This is a genomic window from Mesorhizobium sp. M7A.F.Ca.US.010.02.1.1 (assembly GCF_004023085.1).
GTDB lineage: Bacteria > Pseudomonadota > Alphaproteobacteria > Rhizobiales > Rhizobiaceae > Mesorhizobium.
On the sequence record NZ_RZRV01000020.1, the window covers coordinates 38450 to 58663 of the forward strand.

Genomic DNA, 20214 nt, shown 5'->3' on the forward strand with positions numbered 1-20214 from the left:
TCTCAACCGAACACGGCCGGCGTGGTGGTCAACACCAGCGTCGCGGCAAAGACCAGATTGATGATCCGCGAGGCCGCCGGCCGGCGCAGGAAGCGCGCGAACGATGCTCCCACGACAAGCCACAGAGCATGGATGGCAACGATCATCAGGGCGAGAGCCGTCAGCTTCAGCCATGGACCAAGCTCAGTGGCGCCCTGTTTGGACGAAGCACCGGCGAACACGGCGGCGATCGCCACATAGGCCTTTGGATTGGCGACCGCGAGAAGGAATCCAGCCAGCCATGTTGGACACGAAGCCTCGGCGCCGCGTGCTGCCATGGGCGGCGCCGTGGCGATCTTGAAGGCGAGATAGAGGATGTAGGCCGCGGAAGCGAAAGCCAGCAACGGCGCCAGCCTCGGCATCGCGGTGAGCACCGCCACGACCCCGGTCGCGACAACCAGAAGCACGGCGATCGTGCCCAGTATGATTCCCCAGGCATAACCCAGCGAGCGGCGCAAACCGAAGGCAGCGCCAACGGCGGTAACGCTTATCGTCGCCGGTCCCGGGCTGCCCATGATCACCAGGGCGGCAAGCATCAGCGCGAGAAGTTGTCCCCAAAAATCCGGCTGCGAAAGAAGCGGCTCAGCCATTTTATCCTCTGTCCTGCCTTGCGCGAAGAGACGGTATGGCAGGACCAGAGGGGCGTCTTGGACGTTCGTGCGAGGCGTCGCGACTGAGCTTCAGCCGCTCGCTCTGTCGAGTTCGGCCATGTCGTCGGCGGTCAGTTTCAGCGACGCTGCCCTGATCAGGCTGTCCATCTGTTCAGGCTTGGTGGCGCTGGCGATCGGCGCGGTGACGCCCGGCCGAGCGATAACCCAGGCAAGCGCCACTTCCGCCTGCTTGGCCGAATGCCTTGATGAAACCGCGTCGAGTGCCGCAAGGATGCGCATGCCGCGCGCATTGAGATAGTCCTTCACCCCGCCGCCACGCGGGCTTTGACCGAGATCGGCCTCGCTGCGGTATTTGCCGCTGAGGAAACCCTTGGCCAGGCTGAAATAGGTGATGACGCCGATGTCCTCGGCCACGCATAGATCGCGCAACGGCCCGTCGAAGGACGAGCGATCGTAAAGATTGTATTCCGGCTGCAGCACCTCGTAGCGCGGCAGGCTGCGCAAGCTCGCCACATCGAGTGCGGCACGCAACTGGCCGGCGTCGAGATTCGAACAGCCGGCATAGCGGATTTTGCCCTTGGCGAGCAGCTTCTCGTAGGCGCCAAGCGTTTCTTCATAGGGCGTTGCAGGGTCCGGCCAATGCGACAGATAGAGATCGATAAACTCGGTCTGCAGCCGCTTCAGCGATGCATCGACGGCCTTTTCGATGTATGCGGCGGACAGGTCCTTGTGCCCCTGCCCCATATCCGAACCGACCTTGGTGATCACCACGACTTTGTCGCGATTGCCACGGTCTTTCATCCATTTGCCGATGATGTTTTCCGATTCACCGCCTTTGTGGCCGGGAACCCAGCGCGAATAGGCATCCGCCGTATCGATGGCGTTGAGGCCGGCGCCGACGAAGCGGTCGAGCAGGTCGAACGAGGTTTTCTCGTCGGCGGTCCAGCCGAAGACGTTGCCGCCCAGAACCAGCGGCGCGATGGACAGGTCGGTGCGACCGAGACGACGTTTCTGCAAGGCGGATCTCCGGGATGATTGGGCGGGCAAATGGCGCCCGCGGGCTGAGGGTCGGAGCCTAACCTAGGTCTTGCCTGAACGAGGTCAAAGGCCTGGCCGCCTTTTTCCGCAGAGCCAGCTTCACAAAGGCGCGACCTGCCTGGCGACATCCTCCAGCCAGTGGTCGCTTATGCCCAACGCCTCGAGATGCTCAAGCGTGCTCAGCACATAGTCCTCGTTGTTGCCGGACTGGCCGACCGAGCCGCGCACCACGGCCGCCGCATCCGCCGCGTCGAGCGCTCCGGCATATTGCTCGTGGTGGCGGTCGACAATGTAGACCACCGCGTCGACCGTACCGCCCCCGTCGAGGCGAATCTTGAGCATGCGCTCCAGATAGACATTGGTGACCAGTTCGCGCTCGCGAAGATAGGCCATGACCTCGTCGCGCAAGTCGCCGGGGACGCGGAATGCGAGGCCGACGCAGGACCCGCCGCGGTCGAGGCCGAGCACCAGCCCCGGCCGCTCGCGCGTTCCGCGATGCACGAAGGAATAGACGCAGAGCGAGCGCCGGTAGCCATGCAGGCGGGCACGCTGTGTTTCGACATGCGCGAAACCCGGCCGCCAGATCAGCGAACCATAGCCAAACACCCAAAAATCGCCCATATCGCCGCGCCTGATTGCAAAAGATACCAACACCGTGCTGGGACCGGTGTTTTTTCCGCCCGTCTCTGTCTAACTATTCGTCTGTCTACCTGGCGGAATCGCCTACCCGTCCGCAACACCCATGCGTTAACGAGAGCCAAAGCATGACGTCAAGTGACGAACGCCAGCCGAACAAACGTCGCCGTGTGGTCTGGCTTGCAGCATTCATCGTCGTGCTGTTCGCCCTCTACAGCGGCGGCTGGTTCTATCTGGCTGACCGCGTCAGGAGCGAAGCCGACAAGGCGGTTGCCACGCTCAACAAGAATGGCGTCGAGGCCGGCTGCGGCAATCTCCAGGTCAGCGGCTATCCCTTGAGCTTTACCGTCTCCTGCGACAACCTCGCCTATGAGGACGATGCCAAGAACATTGCGGCTTCAGCCGGCAGTTTCAACGCAGCCGCCCAGATCATCCAGCCTCTGTCGCCGGTTGCCAATCTGCGCGGCCCGCTCAGGACCTCCGTTCCGGACATGGTGCCGCTGTGGATTGAATGGGACAATCTGCAGGCCAATTTCAAATTGTGGTGGCCGCTGCCGCAGCGGATTTCGCTGGAGGCAGAGGGCCTTTCCGGCCAGACCGACCCGGCCGACGACACCGATCCGGTGCAACTGTTCAGCGCCGGCAAGGCATCGGGTCAGTTGCAGCCCAACGGTGAGGATATCGACTATCTCGGCAGTTTCGGCGATCTCGAGATCGACCCCGACGCAATTGGCGGGCGCGTGCTTCCGGCGCTCGATGCCAGTGGCGACGTCACGCTGAAGAACGGTGTCGCGTTGATCGGCACGCAGGTGAAGAGCCTTCGTGGCCAGGCGATCGAAATCCGCAACCTCGACCTGTCGTCGGGGACGGCGCGCGTCACCGTTTCGGGACCGCTCTCGGTCGATGCCGAGGGCCTGATCAACGCCGATCTGATGATCAGGCTGAAGGACCCGAAGGCGGTGGCGGCCATTCTCGGCGCCGCCATACCCGAGCAGAAAAGCCAGATCGAGCAGGGCTTTGCTGCCCTGGCGGTGCTCGGCAACGAACCGTCGATGCCGCTGAAGGTGGTCAGGGGCAAGGCCTCGCTCGGCTTCATTCCGCTGGGCAAGATCAAGCCGGTGGAATAGCGCTGCGATGGCAAGACCCGTGAAGCTGCTGAGCGTTGGCGCTTTGACGCTGGACACCATCCTGCGCGTCGAGACGCTGCCCGTGCATCAAGGCAAGTTCATTGCCTCCGACGGCGTCCAGATCGCCTCGGGCATGGCCACGAGTGCTGCCTGCGCCGCGCATCGCCTGGGGGCCGAGGTATCGCTGTGGGCGAGCGCGGGTGACGATGCCGTCGCCGACCAGCTCATCGCCGGCATCGAGGCCGAAGGCGTCGATTGCACCTTTGTGCGCCGCGTCAGAGGCGCCCGCTCGGCGCTGGCCTCGATCCTGGTCGACGCGTATGGCGAGCGCATCATCGTGCCGTTCTATGACGGGCTTGCCCAGGCCGATCCCGAAGCCTTGCCGGTCGCCGACCTCACGGCATTCGACGCCGTACTGGTCGATGTCCGCTGGCCAGGTGCGGCAGCCCTTGCCCTGAGAGCGGCGCGCGCCCTCGGCCGGCCGGCAATCCTCGATGCCGATACCGCACCGTTGCAGATCCTGGAACAGCTGTTGCCGCTCGCCACGCACATCGTCGCTTCGGAAACGGCGGCGCGCATTGTCTGCGGCCAGGCGCTCGATCCAGAAACGGCTTGCGCCGATCTCGCCAGCCGCACCGACGCTTTTGTCGCAGTGACAGGCGGCGCGGCGGGCAGTTGGTGGCACGACCGTCGCGCAGGCTGCGTGCGCCATGTCGCGGCACCGAAGATCAAGGCGATCGACACATTGGCCGCCGGCGATGTCTTTCACGGCGCCTTCGCCGTCGGGCTGGCGGAAGCCATGCCGGTCGAGCAGGCTTTGCGCTTTGCCAGTGCGGCCGCCGCGCTCAAATGCCTGCGCTTCGGCGGCAGGCTTGGTGCGCCGAACCGGGCCGAGACGCTGGCCATGGTTGCGCAGACCTGGCCAGCCTGAAACTGACTTAGCCCTTCGCGGGATGCTCGACGGCCTGGCGACCGAAATCGGGCACGTCGATGTCCTGGCCGGCCTCGATGATCGAGCGGCGCACAGCGCGGGTGCGGGTGAACAGGTCGAAGAGTTTTTCGCCGTCCCCCCAGCGGATCGCGCGTTGCAGGGACGCCAGATCTTCCGAGAACCGCGCCAGCATTTCGAGGATGGCGTCCTTGTTGTGCAGGCACACATCCCGCCACATGGTCGGATCGGAAGCGGCAAGACGCGTGAAGTCGCGGAAGCCGGAAGCCGAATATTTGATCACTTCGGACTTGGTCACCGACTGCAGATCGTCGGCGGTGCCGACGATGTTGTAGGCGATGATGTGCGGCAGGTGCGAGACGATGGCCAGCGTCATGTCGTGATGCTGCGGGTCCATGGTATCGATGTTGGCGCCGCAGCGGCGCCAGAACTCCGACAGCCGCTCCAGCGCGTCCGCGTCGGTATCGGGCAGCGGCGTGAAGATGCACCAGCGATTGTCGAACAGGTCGGCGAAGCCGGCGTCGGGGCCGGATTTTTCCGTGCCCGCCAGCGGGTGGCCGGGAATGAAATGGACGCCTTCAGGGACATAAGGCTGCATCTGCGCGATGACAGACGCCTTGGTCGAGCCGACATCGGTGAGGATCGCGCCCTTCTTCAGCGCCGGCGCGATTTCCTCGGCAACCGCGCCGGATGAGCCGACCGGCACCGAAATGACGACTAGGTCGGCATCGCGGACCGCCTCTTTCGCATCGGTGGTATAGCTATCGCCGAGCCCGAGTTCCTCGGCTCGCGCCAGCGTCGCCGCACTGCGCGTTGATATGGCCACGTGACGGGCCAGCCCCTCGCGGCGGATGACGCGGGCCAGCGACGAGCCGATCAGGCCGATGCCGACCAGCGCGATCTTTTCAAACATCGGTGATGTCATGGCGTTCTAGCTTTTCAGAAATGTCGTGAGAGCGGCGACAACGCCGCGATTGGCTTCTTCGGTGCCGACGGTCATGCGCAACGCGTTGGGAAAGCCATAGCCCGAAACGCGCCGCAATATATAGCCGCGCGCCGTCAGATAGTCGTCCGCCGCCGCCGCCGAATGCTTCTGATCGTCAGGAAAATGAACGAGGACGAAATTGCCGACGCTCGGCGTTACCCGCAGCCCGAGCTTTGTGAATTCCTCGCTCAGCCAGGCCAGCCAGGTCTCGTTGTGCGCCACGCTGCGCTCGACATGGGCGCGGTCGCGGATGGCTGCGATACCGGCCTCGATCGCCGTCGCATTGACGTTGAAGGGACCCCGCACGCGGTTGATGGCGTCGACGATATGCATCGGCGCATACATCCAGCCGATCCGCGCTCCGCCGAGGCCGATCTTGGAGAAGGTGCGGGTCATCACCACGTTCTGGGCAGCACCGACCAGCTCGATGCCGGCCTCATAGTCGTTGCGGCGGACATATTCGGCATAGGCCGCGTCTAGCACCAGAAGCACGTGCCTGGGCAGGCCGGCATGCAGGCGGCGCACCTCCTGGAAAGGCACATAGGTGCCGGTCGGATTGTTGGGATTGGCCAGGAACACGATCTTGGTGCGCGGCGTGACGGCTGCGAGGATGGCGTCGATATCGGCGCGCTCGTCTCTTTCCTTGATCGTCACCGGAACGGCACCTGCCGACTGGATGTAGATCTTGTAGACCATGAAGGCGTGTTCGGTGATGACAGCCTCGTCGCCGGGCGCCAGATAAGTCTGCGCCAGCAGGCCGAGGATCTCGTCGGAGCCGTTGGAGCAAATGATGTTCTGCGGGTTGAGACCATGCACCTCGGCGATCGCTTCGCGCAGCCGCCTGGCGGTGCCATCTGGATAGACGTCGAGCTTTCCGGCAATCTCGCGCGCGGCTTCGATCGCTTTCGGCGAGGGCCCTAGCGGATTCTCGTTCGAGGACAGCTTGTGAACCTTGGCGACGCCCGCGGGCGCCGTGCTCTTGCCCGGCACATAGGCGTCTATGTCCATGATGCCCGCGCGCGGGGTTGGACGTGCCTGGTCCGGTGTCTGGCTCATGTCGCAAAATCCGTCGAGAACGCTTCCTGAGGGAAGCCGCAGCGGAAATACAAGCCGTGGCCTGCAATGTCGAGAGGCGACAGCCACCGCCCAAGGCTGGCCGTTGACGCCGGCGCGCCACAGCCCTAGAAGGGGAGCGGACTTCCGTGGTGATTTGGCCGGTCGGCTTGCAGCCACGTTAAACAACTTGCTAAAGGGCCGTTTGCATCCTGTAACCGGCTTTGCAACCGCAATGCCGGTTTTTTGTTGTCCGCGCCGGCCGGACACCCGGATCGGCATCGACTTTCGACAAGCGCGATGCGTGGGCTCAAAGTGTGAGATGGATGTCATGGCCGTTCTGCGTGCCCGCAAAACCAACAACGAGGTCGACCAACCGTCGAGCCCGGTTTTGCGTTTTGGATCCGACAAGCCGCTCAAGCTGGACGCCGGCACGCTGCTGTCACCGTTCCAGATCGCCTACCAGACCTACGGCACGCTGAACGATGCCCGCTCCAACGCCATCCTCGTCTGCCATGCACTGACCGGAGACCAGCACGTCGCCAGCACCAATCCGGTGACCGGCAAGCCTGGCTGGTGGGAAGTGTTGATCGGCCCCGGCAAGATCATCGACACCAATCGCTTCTTCGTCATCTGCTCCAACGTCATCGGTGGTTGCCTTGGGTCCACCGGTCCGGCCTCGACCAATCCCGCCACCGACAAGCCCTATGGGCTTGACCTGCCCATTATCACCATCCGCGACATGGTGCGGGCGCAGCAGATGCTGATTGACCATTTCGGCATCGAAAAGCTGTTCTGCGTGCTCGGCGGCTCTATGGGCGGCATGCAGGTGCTGGAATGGGCATCGAGCTATCCGGAGCGCGTCTTCTCGGCGCTGCCGATCGCCACCGGCGCGCGCCATTCCTCGCAGAACATCGCCTTTCATGAGGTTGGCCGCCAGGCTGTCATGGCCGATCCGGACTGGCATGGCGGCAAATATTTCGAGCACGGCAAACGCCCGGAAAAAGGCCTGGCGGTGGCGCGCATGGCCGCCCACATCACTTACCTGTCGGAAGCCGCCCTGCACCGCAAGTTCGGCCGCAATCTGCAGGATCGCGAGGCGCTGACCTTCGGCTTCGACGCCGACTTCCAGATCGAAAGCTATCTGCGCCACCAGGGCATGACCTTCGTCGATCGCTTCGACGCCAATTCCTACCTCTACATGACGCGGTCGATGGACTATTTCGACCTTGCCGCCGACCATGGCGGCCGGTTGGCCGATGCCTTCGCCGGAACGAAAACCCGCTTCTGCCTGGTGTCTTTCACCTCGGACTGGCTGTTTCCGACCGAGGAGAGCCGCTCGATCGTGCATGCGCTCAACGCCGCCGGCGCATCGGTATCCTTCGTCGAGATCGAAACCGACCGCGGCCACGACGCATTCCTGCTCGACGAGCCGGAACTGTTTGCCGCCATTAACGGCTTCATCGGCTCGGCGGCACGAGCAAGAGGGCTCTCATCATGAACGTCAATTTCGACCAGCGCGTCGACCTTGAAGTCGTCGCCAACCTCATCCCACCACAGTCGCGCGTGCTCGATGTCGGCTCGGGCGACGGCTCGCTGCTCGAATTGCTGCAGGACAGCAAGCAGGTCGACGGCCGTGGGCTCGAGCTGTCGCAGCGCGGCGTCAACGAATGCGTGGCGCGCGGCCTCTCGGTCATCCAAGGCGATGCCGACAAGGATCTCGAATTCTATCCCGACAAGGGCTTTGACTTCGTCGTCCTCTCGCAGACGCTGCAGGCCACCCGCAACCCGAAGCTGGTGCTCGACGAACTGCTCAGGATCGGCAATCGCGCCATCGTCTCCTTCCCCAATTTCGGCCATTGGCGTGTGCGTCTGTCACTGTTCGTCAACGGCCGCATGCCAGTGACCAAGGATCTGCCCTACTCCTGGTACGACACGCCCAACATCCACTTCTGCACCATCCGCGACTTCGTCAATCTGTGCGACGAGCTCGGCGCGACCGTCGAGAAGGCAACCGCTCTCGACGCCAACGGCCAGAAGATCGGCCTGTCGATGCCGTGGTGGTTCTGGAACTTCTTCGGCCAGCAGGCAGTGTTCTTGCTGAAACGGCAGTAGCCGCAAGCTATTCGAGGATGTCCGTGGCCTTGTGCGGATGTTCGACGCCGTCAGCAAACACCACATCGGCCTCCGAATTGTCCGTGCGCAGCGCCAATATCGCCTGGTAGGCGGACGAATTGTACCAGCCATGCACATGCTGCCTGTCGGGAAATTCGATGATGATCAGATGGCCCGGCCAGTTGTTCTCGATCACCTCGACATCGCCGCCATGGACCAGAAAACGGCCGCCGAAAGGTTCCAGCGTGGCATCGATCTTGTGCAGGTATTCGACGATCTGCGGGCCCATCGTGGCTTGGCGCATATGGGCAACGGCGTAAGCGGTCAAAGTGCACTCCCTTTCAATCGAAGCCGATTGCCGGCTCCACAGGCACAGATTGCCAAGGGTCGTGACGGAATTCGATTACTCCAAAAGTAATAAGAATGACATGGACGCGATCGTGACGAATCGGCCTGCGCGATCCTGAGGCCGTTTCCAGTCTCCGGCCCTCAGGGTGTTGCCGTTGAGACGCAAGGTTGCGAATTCGTGGTTGCGGACGGATTGAACTCTGCAACCAGATGATGACACGGGAATATGTTTTTCGTAGTGTCATGCCGGACGCGATGCCGAGCGAAGCACGGAGCGGGGAACCTGACCTATTCGATCGTTGTCGAAATGGAAAACGCCAAGTCCATCAATGAAGATGAGATCGGCGTTTCGTTGAGTGCTTTGGCACGGGAAATAGAAGCCGTGACGACAACCGGTCAATACCTAAAACCGGAGGTCATCGTCGTTCACAGCGGACCAGATACCGACACACCGCTTCTGCGGCATCGTCTCACCGAAATTGTTCCGCAACTTGGCATGGTAGCAAATGCGGTCTTCAGCGCCTGCACGGGCGGCCGGTACTATGAGGTCAAGAACGCAGGCGCCGCGCTGGCCAAGGGCGACATCGTCATTTTCTGCGATTCCGATACAGTGATCGAAGACGGCTGGCTCTCGGCACTTCTCAAACCATTCCAGGACCCGAAGACAATCGCCGTGAACGGTTACACCTATCTCGGCTGTGACGATTTCGCGTCGCGGACCTTTGCGCTTCTGTGGTTCTTCCCGCTGCGTGATGGTGATCGGCGCTTTGCCTCCAAGCGCGCGATGAACGCCAACAATTGCGCCTTCCGCAGAAGCTGGTTAGCCGGCCATCCCTTTCCGGCCAGCAATGGATTCAAGGTTTCTTGCACGTTGCTCACCAGCCAGTTACGAGCAAGCGGGCATGATTTTGTCAGAGTCGATGCCCGGGCCAGCCATTATCCTCCGCGCGGTTGGCGCTTTTTCTTTTGGCGTGCCCTGGTCACCGGGCGCGATGCGGACCGGAAATATGTGGCACTGGCATCGCCATCCCAAGCCGCGCGAGTGCTGAAGGCGACAAGACGTTGGTTTTCGACGTCCTGGAAAGTGGGCGGGCGTATTCTGACGCATGCAACTCGGCTCGGAATGCCGGCATGGCAGATCCCGTTTGCACTGATCGTCGGATTGGCCTTTTGCGCGCTGGTTTTTTGTGCACAAGCGGCCATGGCCCTTGGGCTGGTTCGGGACGAGGTTGAAAACGTGCCCCTCTACGTGGGACATAGCTGAAGCACTATGGTCAAAATGGTCAAAACCATCGAACCAACACCTCTCATCACGGTCATTACGCCGACCCACAACCGACGCGAAACGGTGTTGCGCGCCGTGGAAAGCGTACTCTCCCAGAGCATGTCGAGGCTTGAGCACATTGTCGTCGACGATGGTTCGACCGATGGAACCGAAGCGGCGCTGGCCCGTATCCAGGACCCGCGGCTGATCTATGTCGGGGCGAAATGGCGAGGCGCCAACGCAGCCAGGAATGCCGGCATCGAGCGCGCGCGGGCACCGTTGGTGACGTTCCTCGATTCCGACGATATCTACATGCCGCACCGGCTTGAACGAACCCTGACCTGGTTCGATGAGAATCCTGCACTGCAAGTGCTGATCAGTTCGTTCGTGTCCCTGAAAGGCAATCGCATCACAAACTGCGTCAACCCCGAGGCGTTCGTGAGCCCCGCAATGCTGGAGCGGACGCTGGTTGGGCAGACCATCTTCATTGCCGGCTCCGCGATCACCGCTCGCCGCGAAGCCTTGCTGGCCATCGGCGGCTACGACAGCGACATCACCCGCATGCAGGATCGCGAATTGCTGCTGCGCCTTGCCCGGCGCTTCGGTGCGCAGTTGTCCAGGGATCTGGACTGGACGAAATACAATTCGGAGAACTCGATTTCCGGCCGCCGTGACGGCTATGTCGAGGCCTATGCGAACCTGATGGGCAAACATCCGCATATTGCCCATGCCTACCCGCACATTCCGCCTTACATGATCTCGCGGCAGCTCATCGCCGACATCCTGCGAGGCAGGATACCGGAGGCATTTCAGGGCTACATGGCCAACCGTTCATCCAAAACGCTTGGCTATTCGCTGCCGGAATTGATGCAAGGCTATGTCCATGGCCGGCGCTGGCGCCGCGATCTCTCCAACGAGTTTCGCAATCAATTTGGTGCCCGGCCCGCTTAAACCGAGAGGGATTCCGGGAAATTGTGGAACGGTTTTTCCTCCGGATCGCGTTAACCCCTCTGTCGAGAGTTCAACGGTCAAGTTCGGGAAAATACGGATCCGATAGAAACCGCCTGTCCCGTTCGCCTTGCAGGCAGTCTATCGGCGTCGCCGCGTCGACGGGGATGCTTCTCACCTCGTCCTGAATGCCGCTCACTTCCAGGAGCAGCTTGCGCCGGATGGCTGTCGAAAACTCGGCGGCGGCATAGATAGGCAGCACGAAGGAACCGGGTCCGCCGATCACGCACTGCGCATAATACTGGTCGAGATGGCTGAAGGTGGGCGACGGGCTGATCAGGATCGGCAGGCCATTGACGACGATGCCTTTGCCAGTCGCCGCATCACGCGTCGCGGTGACCGGCGGCCCGATATTGTTCGGTCCGTCGCCCGAAATGTCGATGACGCTGCGTTCGCCCTGGAAAGACGTGCGGTCGAAAAGCTCGGTGCCGAAGGCCAGCGCGCCGGAAATCGAAGTGCCGCGAAAGCTGCGGAACGGACGAGCCGCGACCTTGTCGGCAAAGCTGTTCGCGCTGTCGGCACTATCGATAATCTGCCAGCTGATGACCGCGTCGTCGCGCACCGTGCCGGCCCATTCGAAATAGGTCAGCGCTATGCGGCCCTTGGCGCCGGCGCGGACAGCCTTGATGAAGTCGGGATGCCGCAGCGCCTCGACATAACCGGCCCGCTGCAGGGCGAACTCCTTCTCGTCCATCGACAGCGAGATATCGACCGCCAGCACCAGCTCGACGTCGACGGCGAGCGCATCCGGCGGCGAGGCGGCCGGGGCAGCCTGGGCGCAGGCAAGACAGGCAAGCAGGCGCAGAGCATCAAGCATGGCCGTCGCCAAGATTGTTTCTCCCGAGGAGCTTCCCTCGCGATCGGGGCAAAATAAAGCTCTGCTTCCCTCGCCCGGAAATCAGCTCATTTCTTGCGACGAGCGGCGGCTGGCGGCGGTTCGATCGCGCCGGCCCTGACGCGGGCGGGCTTCAGGGCTGGCGCACCGGAATCCTTGACGATCGTCAACGCGCGCGGGAAGAAGTGGTTGTTGTGCTGGCCGCGCCCGATGTTGAGGATTGCTGTCCTCGGCAAACGCTTCTCGAGCATCGACAGCACGCGTCTTAGCGATGGGCCGTCGAACGCATCCAGCGCCTCATCGATGATCACCCATTTCGGCTGCCGCAAGGCGAGCCTGGCGAAGGCCAGCGAGCGTTGTTCGTCATCGCCCAACTCATGGTCCCAACGCCCGGCGCGGTCGAGCGATGAGGATAGCCGTCCTAGACCGACCTCGGCCAGCACCGCCGAGATGTCGGCATCGTTCGCCGGCGCGGACCCGTTCGGGTGATCGAGGACTTCGCGCAACGTGCCGACCGGAAAATAAGGCACGCGCGGCACGAATATGGGGGTTTCTCCCGCCGGCAGGCCGATCCGGCCGCTTCCCCATGGCCACAGGCCGGCAATGGCACGAAAGAACAGCGTCTTGCCCGCACCGGGGTCTCCGGTGATCATGACGCGCTCGCCGGGGCGGATTTCGACATGCGGGTCGGCGAGTCTGGTGCAACCCTCCGGCGAGGCCACTTCGAGCTTCTCGAAAGTCAGGCTGCCATTGACGTTTTGGCCGAAGGCGATGCGCTTTTCGGTGTCATGCAGCGCATCGGTTTCATCGAGCGCGATGCGGAAATCGGCCACGCGCATCAGCGTGGCGCGCCAATCGGCGATACTGCCGATGTTGTTGATGAACCAGCGCAAGGAGGAGTGGACCTGGTTGAAGGCGCCGACCGCCATCATCAGCCCGCCAAAGCTGATATCACCTGAGAAATAGACCGGCGAAGCGACCAGTATGGGCGCCACGACGGTGATCCAGCCATAGGTGTCGGTCACCCAGGACAGGTTGATCTGGGCGGTGTAGATGCGCCGCATGGCGCCCAGCACCGTGCCGAGATCGAGTTCGAGCCGCCGCCTGGCGTCGGCCTCGCCATGATACAACGCAATGGCATCGACATTCTCGTTGACGCGCACCATCGAGGAGCGCAGCTCGGCTTCGCGTGTATAGCGGTCGCTGTTCAGGCGGATGAGCGGGCGCCCGACCAGCCAGCTCAGCCAGGAGGCGATGCCGGCGTAAAGGATGGCGGCCCAGACCATGTAGCCCGGTATGGCCAGCGAGGTCCCGCCGATGTGGAACACGAAGCCCGAGGACAGCTCCCACAGCACCCCGACGAAGGACACGAGCAGGATGCACGACTGCAGCAGGCCGACGCCGAGATCGGTTGACAGGTCGGACAGATGCGCGGCGTCCTGCTGCATGCGCTGGTCGGGATTGACGCCGATGGCGCCGGCATTGGCCAACCGGAAGGCGCGCGCCGGCCGCATCCACTGATCGATCAGATCCAGCGTCAGCGCCTCGCGCAGTTTGAGCCTGATCATCTGGTTGAGCCAGGTCTGGCCGATATTGAGCACCAGCAGCCCGCCGGCGATCATCGCGAAGACGAGGAGCTGGTGCAGGAAGGCCGCCATGTCGCGGCGCGCAAGCGCATCGTAGAAAGGCTGGTTCCAGCGGTTGAGCAGAACCTGGCCGATCGACGTTGCGATGATCACGGCCATGATGCCGACCGATGTCCACTGCAACCATTTGCGAACCGGCGATCCCGCCAGCGCCCGCCGGATCGTCATCACCTGATCGCGCAGGCTGCTGGCTTCGACCGCCACGGCAACCGGCTGAACGGCGGCGGCATTGTCCGGTTGATCAGCCATGGCCGAGGTCCTTGCGTCAGTGCTGAAACCGGATGGAGAAACTTGACAGGCGTTCGTATGGGCTGCCGGATGGGCTGTCGGTCCGCTTGCGACAGATAGGCAGGGAAACGACGTCAGGCACGCTTGCCGTGATCACGAAGCCGTCACCCGCGCAGCCGAGGGCTCGGCACCGGCTTTGTGACGGCCAAGCCGGGTGGCGCCATGCGGCGACAGCACCGGCACGAAGACGCGGCGCGAGGCGCGCTGGACGACGGGCACGCCTTGATAGAGCCGTTTCTGCGCCTCGACGACGATGACGCCGGAAAAGATCGGCCACAGCCGCCGGCCGGCGCGCTCCAGCACATTGTGGAAGCGCATCATGAAACGGCGCCTCGACGGCGGAAAGAACAGCGCATCGGACCAGGCGGCGGGCGTAAAATTCGCCTCGCGCAGCAATTCGGTGAGCTGGCCGCGCGAAAAGGGCCGGCCATTGCCGAATGGGGTGTGCTCGAAGCGCGCCCAGACACCGCGCCGGTTGGGCACGACGATGACGACCCGGCCAGCCGGCGACAGCACGCGCCAGATCTCGTTCAGCGTCTCACGTGGGTTCTCGACATGTTCGAGCGAATGGACGAGCAGCATGCGGTCGATGCAGGAATCGACCAGCGGCAGTTCCTCGTCGAAGACCAGTGCCGTCGCCGTTGGCCCTGTCGCCGGCCACACCACCGCGCCCTGCGTCGCCGGCATGAAGGCGAAGACCCGCTCGGCGTCGCAGCCGAACCTCTCCAGCCACGGCAAGGTGTAGCCCAGACCAACCAGCCGCTCGTTGGGCACGACCGCCCATATCGACGACAACGCCATGGTGATCGAACGCTCGGCGAAACGGCCGAGTGTTGTCGAATAGAAGGAGCGAAGATCGACGATGTCGGAATGCATGGCAGGGATGTAGCCGCGATATCGGCGGGTTTCAACAACAGGCCGCGACGACCTGCCATTCCGGGAATGTCACTAGACATTGCGGGATGTTGTTCAACGTCCCGGAATGTTGCTCAACATCCAGCATGTCTTCAACATCCAGGATGACATCCACGCGCCGGCGCCCTATGTCTGCGGCCATAAACGGAGAGATGCGATGCCGGTCGAAATCGAACAGTTCATGTGCCGCAGCGACAATTTCGGCGTGCTGGTGCATGATCCCAAAAGCGGCCAGACCGCGATCATCGACGCGCCCGAGGAAGCGCCTATCCTGGCCGCGATAAAGCGCACCGGCTGGACGCCGACGATGATCCTGACCACGCATCATCACATGGATCACGTCGAGGCCAATCTTGCGTTGAAGGAGCGCTTCAAGCTGCGCATCGTCGGCCCGGAAGCGGAAAAGGCCAATATCCCCGGCATCGACGAAACCGTCGAAGACGGCTCGGTCCTCCATCTTGGCGATGAAAAGATCGAAGTCATCGCCACGCCCGGCCACACCGCCGGCCACGTTTCCTACTATTTGCCGGCTTCGGGTGTGGCGTTCACCGCCGACACGCTGTTTGCGCTGGGTTGCGGACGGCTGTTCGAATGCAAGCCGCCGGTGATGTACGATTCGCTGAAGAAGCTGGCCGCGCTTCCGGCCGAAACGATTATTTATTGCGGTCATGAATACACGCTCGCCAACGCCCGTTTCGCGCTGACCGTCGACCCGACGAATTCGGCATTGAAGGAACGCGCCGCCAAGATCGAAAAGCTGCGCGCCGACAATAAGCCGACGCTGCCGACGACGATCGGCGAGGAGCTGTCGACCAATCCCTTCCTGCGCTGGCACGATCCGGCGATCCGCAAGCATCTGGGGCTGGAGAAAGCTTCGGACGCCGAGGTCTTTGCCGAAATCCGCAAGCGCAAGGACAATTTCTAGGCCCGGTGGTATCGTCGCCATGACCAGCTCCGCAGAAATTATCGCGACGCTCGGGCTGAAGCCGCATCCGGAAGGCGGCTGGTATGCCGAGACCTTTCGCGATGGCACCGGCGGCGCGCGCGGCCATTCGACTGCCATCTATTTCCTGCTTGAGGAGCATCAGGTTTCGGCCTGGCACCGGGTCAAGGATGCCGCCGAGGTCTGGCATTTCCATGCCGGCGCCCCGCTGGCGCTGTCGATGTGGGAAGAAGGCAGCCCGAAGGTTGATCAGGTCATAGAACAAGTCCTCGGTATCGATCTCGCAGCCGGTGAGCGGCCGCAGATCGTCGTGCCCGCAGGCTGGTGGCAATCGGCGCGCAGCCTGGGCGAATGGACGCTGGTCGGCTGCACCGTCGCGCCGGGCTTCGAGTTTGCGGCCTTTGAACTGGCGGCACCCGGCTGGCAGCCTGGACAATCCTAACTTGGCAAGAACCCTAATTTAGCAGGAAGCCTAGCGTGGTCGCGAGCTGGGCGGCGTAGTACAGCGCCCAGACGGCGAAGCGCATCCAGGCGCGGTGGGGCGAGATGGCGGCGACCAGGAATTTCTCCGTGGCGAGCAGCCCGTCCGATGCCATGAACAGCACGGCGCCACCGATCACCCACATATTGCTTGTTGTCAGCGCCGAGATGCCCATTGCCAGGATCGCGGCGATATAGACGGTGATCGGGATACGCAGGCTGGGACCGACACGACGCCACAGCGCCGCCAGCACGATGACCACGAACACCGCCATGGCGAGCGCGATCGCTCCGCGCCACGGCTCGGCGCCAAGCACTCCCAACCCGCCACCGCTGCGCAGGAACAGCGCGACATAGACGATGTGAGCGACAAGAAAACTGGCCAGCCCGCCGAGAAAGGCCTTTTCGCCGTCGCGTGACAGGAAGGCGTCGCCAACGGCGCTGAGTGCGAGCGCGGCGACCAGCAGCAGCGGGCCGCCTTGCAGCCCCGCCAGAACGGCAAGCATCGCTACGGCAAGCGTCTTTGCCGCCGAGCGGGCGAGCGTCGGCGGCATGCCAAGCGTGAAGGCGTAGATGACCGCCGCCGCCAGCGAAAAAATCAGTGTCGCATTGGCATTGGCGTCGATGCCGCCCGCAAACGGCATCGTCATGCCTTGGCTCCGCCTTCGGATGCCCGGGCTCCGTCTTCGGATGCCCGGGCTCCGTCTTCGGATGCCCGGGCTCCGTCTTCGGATGCCCCGGCTCCGCTTTCGGATGCCTCGGCTCCGCTCTCGACCGCAGCCGGCTTGCGCAGGAACAGGGATTTTGCGGCGAGCACCGCGCCGCCGGTGATGAGCACGCAGGCGGCGAGGATGCGCAGCGACGGCTCGGCGACGCCGGGCGCGATCAGCACCAGCGTCGACAACAGCGGCGCCGCATAGCTTGCAGCACCCAGCACCTGGATGTTGCCGCGCTTGACGCCGATGTCCCAGGCATAGAAGGCGGCACCCACCGGCATCAGGCCAAGGCCGAGCACGGCCAGCCACTGGCCGACACCGTCAGGCAGAATCGTCTGTTCCAGCGCCAGGTGGCAGGCGAGCGACAGCACCGCGGTCGCCGCGCAGAACCAGGTGACGATGCTGGTCGGCACCGACGGGAAACGCCGCGACAACAACGAGTAGGCCGACCACAGGACGGCGCAGACGGCAGCCATGGCATAGCCGAAGGAATAGCGGGCGTCGAAGGCCAGCCCACCGCCCTTGGTGACGATCAGCACGGTGCCGGCAAGGCCGAGCAGCGCACCGACGACATGGTTCCAGGCCAGTTTTTCGCCCGGCATCAGCGCCGAGCCGAGCACGATCAGCAGCGGCCACAGATAGGCGATCAGGCTCGCCTCCACCGCCGGCGCATTGCGCAGCGCGGTGAAATAGAAAAAGTGATAGCCGAACAGGCCGGCAATGCCGATCAGCCACACCTGCGGCGGTATCTTCTGGCTCTTGTCGGGTGCCGGCATGAACAGCCGCGCAACCAGCCCGACGCCGGTGCCGATCGAGAAGGTGATCGCCGATAGCAAGAACGGCGGCACCTGGCCCGACGCATCGGTGAGCAGTGCGAGCAACGCCCACATGGCGACCGCCGAAAAGCCGATCAGTGTTGCGCGCCCCATTCTGTCTCCAGTGGCGCGCCAATTCCGCGCCTGGCTATTGTACGGCTTCGAAACGCCCGGCGCTGATGGTCAAGGTGCCGATCTGCGTGCCAACCGTGGCACGGATCGGCGCATATACGCCGGTTTGGCCGAGCGGTGCAAACGTCACCATCATGCGGCTTTTGTTCTTGAGATAGTTGAGCGCCTTGCGGCCCTTGCGATAACCCGCCACCGGCTCGAAGCCCATCTGGCAGGTGACGGTGTCGCCCTTGTAGCCCGGGACCGAGATCGTGCCTTTCGACGCGTAGGTCAACGTCAGGTCGGCACGCATCTCGCCGTCATAGAACTTCACCGTGCGGCCGCAGACCTGGTCGAGACTGTCGGCATGAATGACGGTGGCGGCCATAGGATCGAGCACCGATGCCAGGTCGCCGGCACCGAGCGATACCCAGTTCTTGGGGTCGCGTTTGCCTGGTGCCGGTACGACCTTCGTCGAAGTGACCCTGCCATTGGCAAAGCGGATATCGACCACCGATGCCTTCTTGCCGGAGGTGTAGTCGGCGCGGAATGCCTGCGGCACCATCTTTTTGCCCGCAATCGTGCCTTTGGACGAGATCGTGCCGCGCGTGTCGTCGAACAGCTTGGCGAGACCGGCCGCGGTGACACTGCCTTGGATCGCGTAGGCGCCGTTCTCATAGCGGCTGGAAAACGTTGATTTCGCTATCGAAAGACCAAGAAACGACACCGTGTACTCGCCCTTGAACGACTGCGGCGAGGCAGCAGACGCGGCGGACGGCAAAGCTATGGCAAGCATGGCAACAAGGGCATGTGGCGAACGAAGCATGGCGGGATCGGGTCCTTGATTTTCGGCCGGAGGCGGGCAACTCCGGTCTGGCATGTCCCTATGGAACCGCTTATAGGATGAATTCCGGCCTTAATATGAAAATGCCGGGCGCGCCGTGGGCAATGCAGGGGCTGGGCAAGCCGGAGCTTGACGCCTCGGCGAAATGCAACTATGGAACGCCAACTTTTTCCATAAGGCCGCCTGACCAGAACCGCGCGCCACCCGGCGTGGACTTGAGTGTTTGGCAGACCCCGAGAACTGAAGGTTAGAACCATGTCCCGCACCTGCGAACTCACTGCCAAGGCAGTCATGTCCGGCAACAATGTGAGCCACGCCAACAACAAGACCAAGCGTCGCTTCCTGCCGAACCTCGTCAATGTGACGCTGATTTCGGAAGCGCTGAACCAGAACGTGCGCCTGCGCATTTCGGCCAACGCGCTGCGTTCGGTCGAACATCGCGGCGGCCTCGACGCCTTCCTGGCCAAGGCAGACGTCAAGGAATTGTCGCAGCGCGCCCGTTTGCTGAAAAAGCAGATCGCCAAGAAGACCGCCGAACAGGCTGCCGCTTAAAACAGTTCAAAGGCGGGGGACGACCGCCCTGGCCAACCTCTTGTTGGCCTCTGGCCAACACTTGTTGGCCTGAGCATCGGATCGAAGCCGCAAGGTTTTGGCAATCCGGTGCCCACATACGAAGGCAAGCATCGCCCGCATGGGCATGGTGCTTGGCTGGTTCCATTACCCAGGATAAAAAAATGACTTCCTTCTCACGGTATTTGCCATTCGTGGCCGCCATGGCGCTCGTCGTCGTGGCATCGAACATTCTCGTGCAATTCCCGATGCAGGGCCAGATCGGCGGCCTCTCGCTGGCCGACGTGCTGACCTGGGGCGCCTTCACCTATCCTTTCTCGTTCCTGGTCACCGACCTCGCCAACCGCCGCTACGGACCCACTGTGGCGCGCCGGATCGTCTTTGTCGGCTTCATGACGGCGGTGATCTGCTCGATCCTTGTACCGCCCTTCCTGTTCCGCCATGGCCTGATCGAATTCGAGACCGCCGCCGACCGGCTGGTGCGTATCGCGGCCGCGTCCGGAGCGGCGTTCCTCAGCGCGCAACTGCTCGATGTCACCGTGTTCAACCGGCTGCGCCAGCAGAGCTGGTGGCGCGCGCCGATCATCGGCACGCTGGTCGGGTCGGTGTTCGACACCGCCGTGTTCTTCACCGTCGCGTTCTCGGCTGCCTTTGCCTTCGCCGGACCAAACGACGGCTTTGCGTTGGAAAGCGCACCTTTGATGGGCGTCTTCCATGTCGAGGCGATGCGCTGGATTTCCTGGGCGCTTGGTGATCTCTCGGTGAAACTGATCATCGCCGTCGTGGCGTTGATCCCCTACCGTCTGCTCGCCGCCCGCTGGAGCCAGCCGGCGGTTGCGGCTTAAGCCATGATCCCGAAAAGTGGGACCCGGTTTTCG

At 63.0% G+C, this 20214-nt stretch carries 22 protein-coding genes and 1 riboswitch; of the genes, 10 read left to right on the top strand and 12 right to left on the bottom strand.

Going from position 1 to position 20214, the window contains the following annotated elements; all coding sequences use genetic code 11:
• Positions 1–2 precede the first annotated feature (2 nt).
• The 3 genes from EOA19_RS20700 to EOA19_RS20710 all read right to left on the bottom strand — a co-directional run bounded on the left by EOA19_RS20700 (position 3) and on the right by EOA19_RS20710 (position 2309).
• Positions 3–629 (bottom strand): LysE family translocator, encoded by a 627-nt coding sequence (locus tag EOA19_RS20700; protein WP_128304661.1) that lies wholly within the window; start codon positions 627–629, stop codon positions 3–5.
• Between the two features lie 90 nt (positions 630–719).
• Entirely contained in the window at positions 720–1667 is a 948-nt protein-coding gene (locus tag EOA19_RS20705) for an aldo/keto reductase (protein WP_128304662.1), read from the bottom strand.
• A gap of 120 nt (positions 1668–1787) precedes the next feature.
• Entirely contained in the window at positions 1788–2309 is a 522-nt protein-coding gene (locus EOA19_RS20710) for a gamma-glutamylcyclotransferase (RefSeq protein WP_128304663.1), read from the bottom strand.
• A 143-nt stretch (positions 2310–2452) separates the two neighbouring features.
• Here EOA19_RS20710 and EOA19_RS20715 point away from each other — a divergent pair, with 143 nt between their 5' ends.
• Together EOA19_RS20715 and EOA19_RS20720 are read left to right on the top strand one after the other, a co-directional pair.
• Positions 2453–3451, top strand: a complete 999-nt coding sequence (locus EOA19_RS20715) for a DUF2125 domain-containing protein (RefSeq protein ID WP_128304664.1) — start codon at positions 2453–2455, stop codon at positions 3449–3451.
• A 7-nt stretch (positions 3452–3458) separates the two neighbouring features.
• Complete coding sequence (locus tag EOA19_RS20720; protein WP_023811093.1) at positions 3459–4382, top strand: sugar kinase; 924 nt, start codon at positions 3459–3461, stop codon at positions 4380–4382.
• A 7-nt stretch (positions 4383–4389) separates the two neighbouring features.
• On the opposite strand, the gene EOA19_RS20725 is transcribed toward EOA19_RS20720, so the two are convergent.
• Both EOA19_RS20725 and hisC read right to left on the bottom strand, forming a co-directional pair.
• Positions 4390–5325 carry a prephenate/arogenate dehydrogenase family protein gene (locus EOA19_RS20725; protein ID WP_023811092.1) on the bottom strand — a complete coding sequence of 312 codons (936 nt, stop codon included), beginning with the start codon at positions 5323–5325 and terminating at the stop codon, positions 4390–4392.
• 6 nt (positions 5326–5331) lie between these two features.
• Positions 5332–6441, bottom strand: a complete 1110-nt coding sequence (gene hisC / locus EOA19_RS20730) for a histidinol-phosphate transaminase (RefSeq protein ID WP_023811091.1) — start codon at positions 6439–6441, stop codon at positions 5332–5334.
• A gap of 136 nt (positions 6442–6577) precedes the next feature.
• A riboswitch (SAM riboswitch) is annotated at positions 6578–6655 on the top strand.
• 114 nt (positions 6656–6769) lie between these two features.
• Between hisC and EOA19_RS20735 the strand changes: the two genes are divergently transcribed.
• Together EOA19_RS20735 and metW are read left to right on the top strand one after the other, a co-directional pair.
• Complete coding sequence (locus tag EOA19_RS20735; RefSeq protein WP_128304665.1) at positions 6770–7939, top strand: homoserine O-acetyltransferase; 1170 nt, start codon at positions 6770–6772, stop codon at positions 7937–7939.
• Positions 7936–8553: a methionine biosynthesis protein MetW gene (gene metW, locus EOA19_RS20740; protein ID WP_128304666.1), complete on the top strand. Its 618-nt coding sequence runs from the start codon at positions 7936–7938 to the stop codon at positions 8551–8553. The genes EOA19_RS20735 and metW overlap by 4 nt, the downstream gene beginning before the upstream one ends.
• A gap of 7 nt (positions 8554–8560) precedes the next feature.
• On the opposite strand, the gene EOA19_RS20745 is transcribed toward metW, so the two are convergent.
• A complete protein-coding gene (locus EOA19_RS20745; RefSeq protein WP_128304667.1) occupies positions 8561–8881 on the bottom strand; it encodes a DUF1330 domain-containing protein in 321 nt (106 codons plus the stop codon).
• Between the two features lie 327 nt (positions 8882–9208).
• Between EOA19_RS20745 and EOA19_RS20750 the strand changes: the two genes are divergently transcribed.
• Both EOA19_RS20750 and EOA19_RS20755 read left to right on the top strand, forming a co-directional pair.
• Positions 9209–10165 (top strand): glycosyltransferase, encoded by a 957-nt coding sequence (locus EOA19_RS20750; protein WP_245486234.1) that lies wholly within the window; start codon positions 9209–9211, stop codon positions 10163–10165.
• Positions 10166–10180: 15 nt separating this feature from the next.
• Positions 10181–11116 (top strand): glycosyltransferase family 2 protein, encoded by a 936-nt coding sequence (locus EOA19_RS20755; protein WP_128304669.1) that lies wholly within the window; start codon positions 10181–10183, stop codon positions 11114–11116.
• A 70-nt stretch (positions 11117–11186) separates the two neighbouring features.
• On the opposite strand, the gene EOA19_RS20760 is transcribed toward EOA19_RS20755, so the two are convergent.
• The 3 genes from EOA19_RS20760 to EOA19_RS20770 all read right to left on the bottom strand — a co-directional run bounded on the left by EOA19_RS20760 (position 11187) and on the right by EOA19_RS20770 (position 14818).
• Positions 11187–11990 carry a DUF1194 domain-containing protein gene (locus EOA19_RS20760; RefSeq protein WP_128304670.1) on the bottom strand — a complete coding sequence of 268 codons (804 nt, stop codon included), beginning with the start codon at positions 11988–11990 and terminating at the stop codon, positions 11187–11189.
• 86 nt (positions 11991–12076) lie between these two features.
• The gene (locus tag EOA19_RS20765) at positions 12077–13903 is read right to left on the bottom strand and encodes an ABC transporter ATP-binding protein/permease (RefSeq protein ID WP_128304671.1); all 1827 of its coding nucleotides are present in this window, start codon (positions 13901–13903) and stop codon (positions 12077–12079) included.
• Between the two features lie 132 nt (positions 13904–14035).
• Positions 14036–14818 (bottom strand): methyltransferase domain-containing protein, encoded by a 783-nt coding sequence (locus EOA19_RS20770; protein WP_023811083.1) that lies wholly within the window; start codon positions 14816–14818, stop codon positions 14036–14038.
• 196 nt (positions 14819–15014) lie between these two features.
• On the opposite strand from EOA19_RS20770, the gene gloB reads away from it, so the two are divergent.
• Both gloB and EOA19_RS20780 read left to right on the top strand, forming a co-directional pair.
• The gene (gloB, locus tag EOA19_RS20775; RefSeq protein WP_128304700.1) at positions 15015–15782 is read left to right on the top strand and encodes a hydroxyacylglutathione hydrolase; all 768 of its coding nucleotides are present in this window, start codon (positions 15015–15017) and stop codon (positions 15780–15782) included.
• A gap of 19 nt (positions 15783–15801) precedes the next feature.
• On the top strand, positions 15802–16242 hold the full coding sequence (locus EOA19_RS20780) for a cupin domain-containing protein (protein WP_128304672.1): 441 nt from the start codon (positions 15802–15804) through the stop codon (positions 16240–16242).
• Between the two features lie 13 nt (positions 16243–16255).
• Here the strand turns inward: EOA19_RS20780 and EOA19_RS20785 are convergent, their stop codons facing one another.
• The 3 genes from EOA19_RS20785 to EOA19_RS20795 are packed head-to-tail and all read right to left on the bottom strand — an operon-like array spanning position 16256 to position 18748.
• Positions 16256–16930, bottom strand: a complete 675-nt coding sequence (locus EOA19_RS20785; RefSeq protein WP_128304673.1) for a lysoplasmalogenase — start codon at positions 16928–16930, stop codon at positions 16256–16258.
• The gene (locus EOA19_RS20790; RefSeq protein WP_128304674.1) at positions 16927–17925 is read right to left on the bottom strand and encodes an EamA family transporter; all 999 of its coding nucleotides are present in this window, start codon (positions 17923–17925) and stop codon (positions 16927–16929) included. The genes EOA19_RS20785 and EOA19_RS20790 overlap by 4 nt, the downstream gene beginning before the upstream one ends.
• 34 nt (positions 17926–17959) lie before the next feature.
• Entirely contained in the window at positions 17960–18748 is a 789-nt protein-coding gene (locus EOA19_RS20795; RefSeq protein WP_128304675.1) for a DUF3108 domain-containing protein, read from the bottom strand.
• A 273-nt stretch (positions 18749–19021) separates the two neighbouring features.
• Here EOA19_RS20795 and rpmB point away from each other — a divergent pair, with 273 nt between their 5' ends.
• Positions 19022–19318: a 50S ribosomal protein L28 gene (gene rpmB / locus EOA19_RS20800; RefSeq protein WP_013529373.1), complete on the top strand. Its 297-nt coding sequence runs from the start codon at positions 19022–19024 to the stop codon at positions 19316–19318.
• Positions 19319–19500: 182 nt separating this feature from the next.
• A complete protein-coding gene (locus EOA19_RS20805) occupies positions 19501–20181 on the top strand; it encodes a queuosine precursor transporter (protein ID WP_023811077.1) in 681 nt (226 codons plus the stop codon).
• Positions 20182–20214: the final 33 nt, after the last annotated feature.

What these genes read in the sequence shown, in the direction of transcription:
- EOA19_RS20725 (WP_023811092.1), bottom strand. Translation starts at nt 5,325, where the DNA reads ATGACATCACCGATGTTTGAAAAGATCGCGCTGGTCGGCATCGGCCTG.
- EOA19_RS20805 (WP_023811077.1), top strand. Translation starts at nt 19,501, where the DNA reads ATGACTTCCTTCTCACGGTATTTGCCATTCGTGGCCGCCATGGCGCTC.
- hisC (WP_023811091.1), bottom strand. Translation starts at nt 6,441, where the DNA reads ATGAGCCAGACACCGGACCAGGCACGTCCAACCCCGCGCGCGGGCATC.
- EOA19_RS20770 (WP_023811083.1), bottom strand. Translation starts at nt 14,818, where the DNA reads ATGCATTCCGACATCGTCGATCTTCGCTCCTTCTATTCGACAACACTC.
- EOA19_RS20795 (WP_128304675.1), bottom strand. Translation starts at nt 18,748, where the DNA reads ATGCTTCGTTCGCCACATGCCCTTGTTGCCATGCTTGCCATAGCTTTG.
- rpmB (WP_013529373.1), top strand. Translation starts at nt 19,022, where the DNA reads ATGTCCCGCACCTGCGAACTCACTGCCAAGGCAGTCATGTCCGGCAAC.
- EOA19_RS20785 (WP_128304673.1), bottom strand. Translation starts at nt 16,930, where the DNA reads ATGACGATGCCGTTTGCGGGCGGCATCGACGCCAATGCCAATGCGACA.
- metW (WP_128304666.1), top strand. Translation starts at nt 7,936, where the DNA reads ATGAACGTCAATTTCGACCAGCGCGTCGACCTTGAAGTCGTCGCCAAC.
- EOA19_RS20790 (WP_128304674.1), bottom strand. Translation starts at nt 17,925, where the DNA reads ATGGGGCGCGCAACACTGATCGGCTTTTCGGCGGTCGCCATGTGGGCG.
- EOA19_RS20765 (WP_128304671.1), bottom strand. Translation starts at nt 13,903, where the DNA reads ATGGCTGATCAACCGGACAATGCCGCCGCCGTTCAGCCGGTTGCCGTG.
- EOA19_RS20710 (WP_128304663.1), bottom strand. Translation starts at nt 2,309, where the DNA reads ATGGGCGATTTTTGGGTGTTTGGCTATGGTTCGCTGATCTGGCGGCCG.
- EOA19_RS20755 (WP_128304669.1), top strand. Translation starts at nt 10,181, where the DNA reads ATGGTCAAAACCATCGAACCAACACCTCTCATCACGGTCATTACGCCG.
- EOA19_RS20715 (WP_128304664.1), top strand. Translation starts at nt 2,453, where the DNA reads ATGACGTCAAGTGACGAACGCCAGCCGAACAAACGTCGCCGTGTGGTC.
- EOA19_RS20720 (WP_023811093.1), top strand. Translation starts at nt 3,459, where the DNA reads ATGGCAAGACCCGTGAAGCTGCTGAGCGTTGGCGCTTTGACGCTGGAC.
- EOA19_RS20750 (WP_245486234.1), top strand. Translation starts at nt 9,209, where the DNA reads ATGGAAAACGCCAAGTCCATCAATGAAGATGAGATCGGCGTTTCGTTG.
- gloB (WP_128304700.1), top strand. Translation starts at nt 15,015, where the DNA reads ATGCCGGTCGAAATCGAACAGTTCATGTGCCGCAGCGACAATTTCGGC.
- EOA19_RS20780 (WP_128304672.1), top strand. Translation starts at nt 15,802, where the DNA reads ATGACCAGCTCCGCAGAAATTATCGCGACGCTCGGGCTGAAGCCGCAT.
- EOA19_RS20700 (WP_128304661.1), bottom strand. Translation starts at nt 629, where the DNA reads ATGGCTGAGCCGCTTCTTTCGCAGCCGGATTTTTGGGGACAACTTCTC.
- EOA19_RS20760 (WP_128304670.1), bottom strand. Translation starts at nt 11,990, where the DNA reads ATGCTTGATGCTCTGCGCCTGCTTGCCTGTCTTGCCTGCGCCCAGGCT.
- EOA19_RS20735 (WP_128304665.1), top strand. Translation starts at nt 6,770, where the DNA reads ATGGCCGTTCTGCGTGCCCGCAAAACCAACAACGAGGTCGACCAACCG.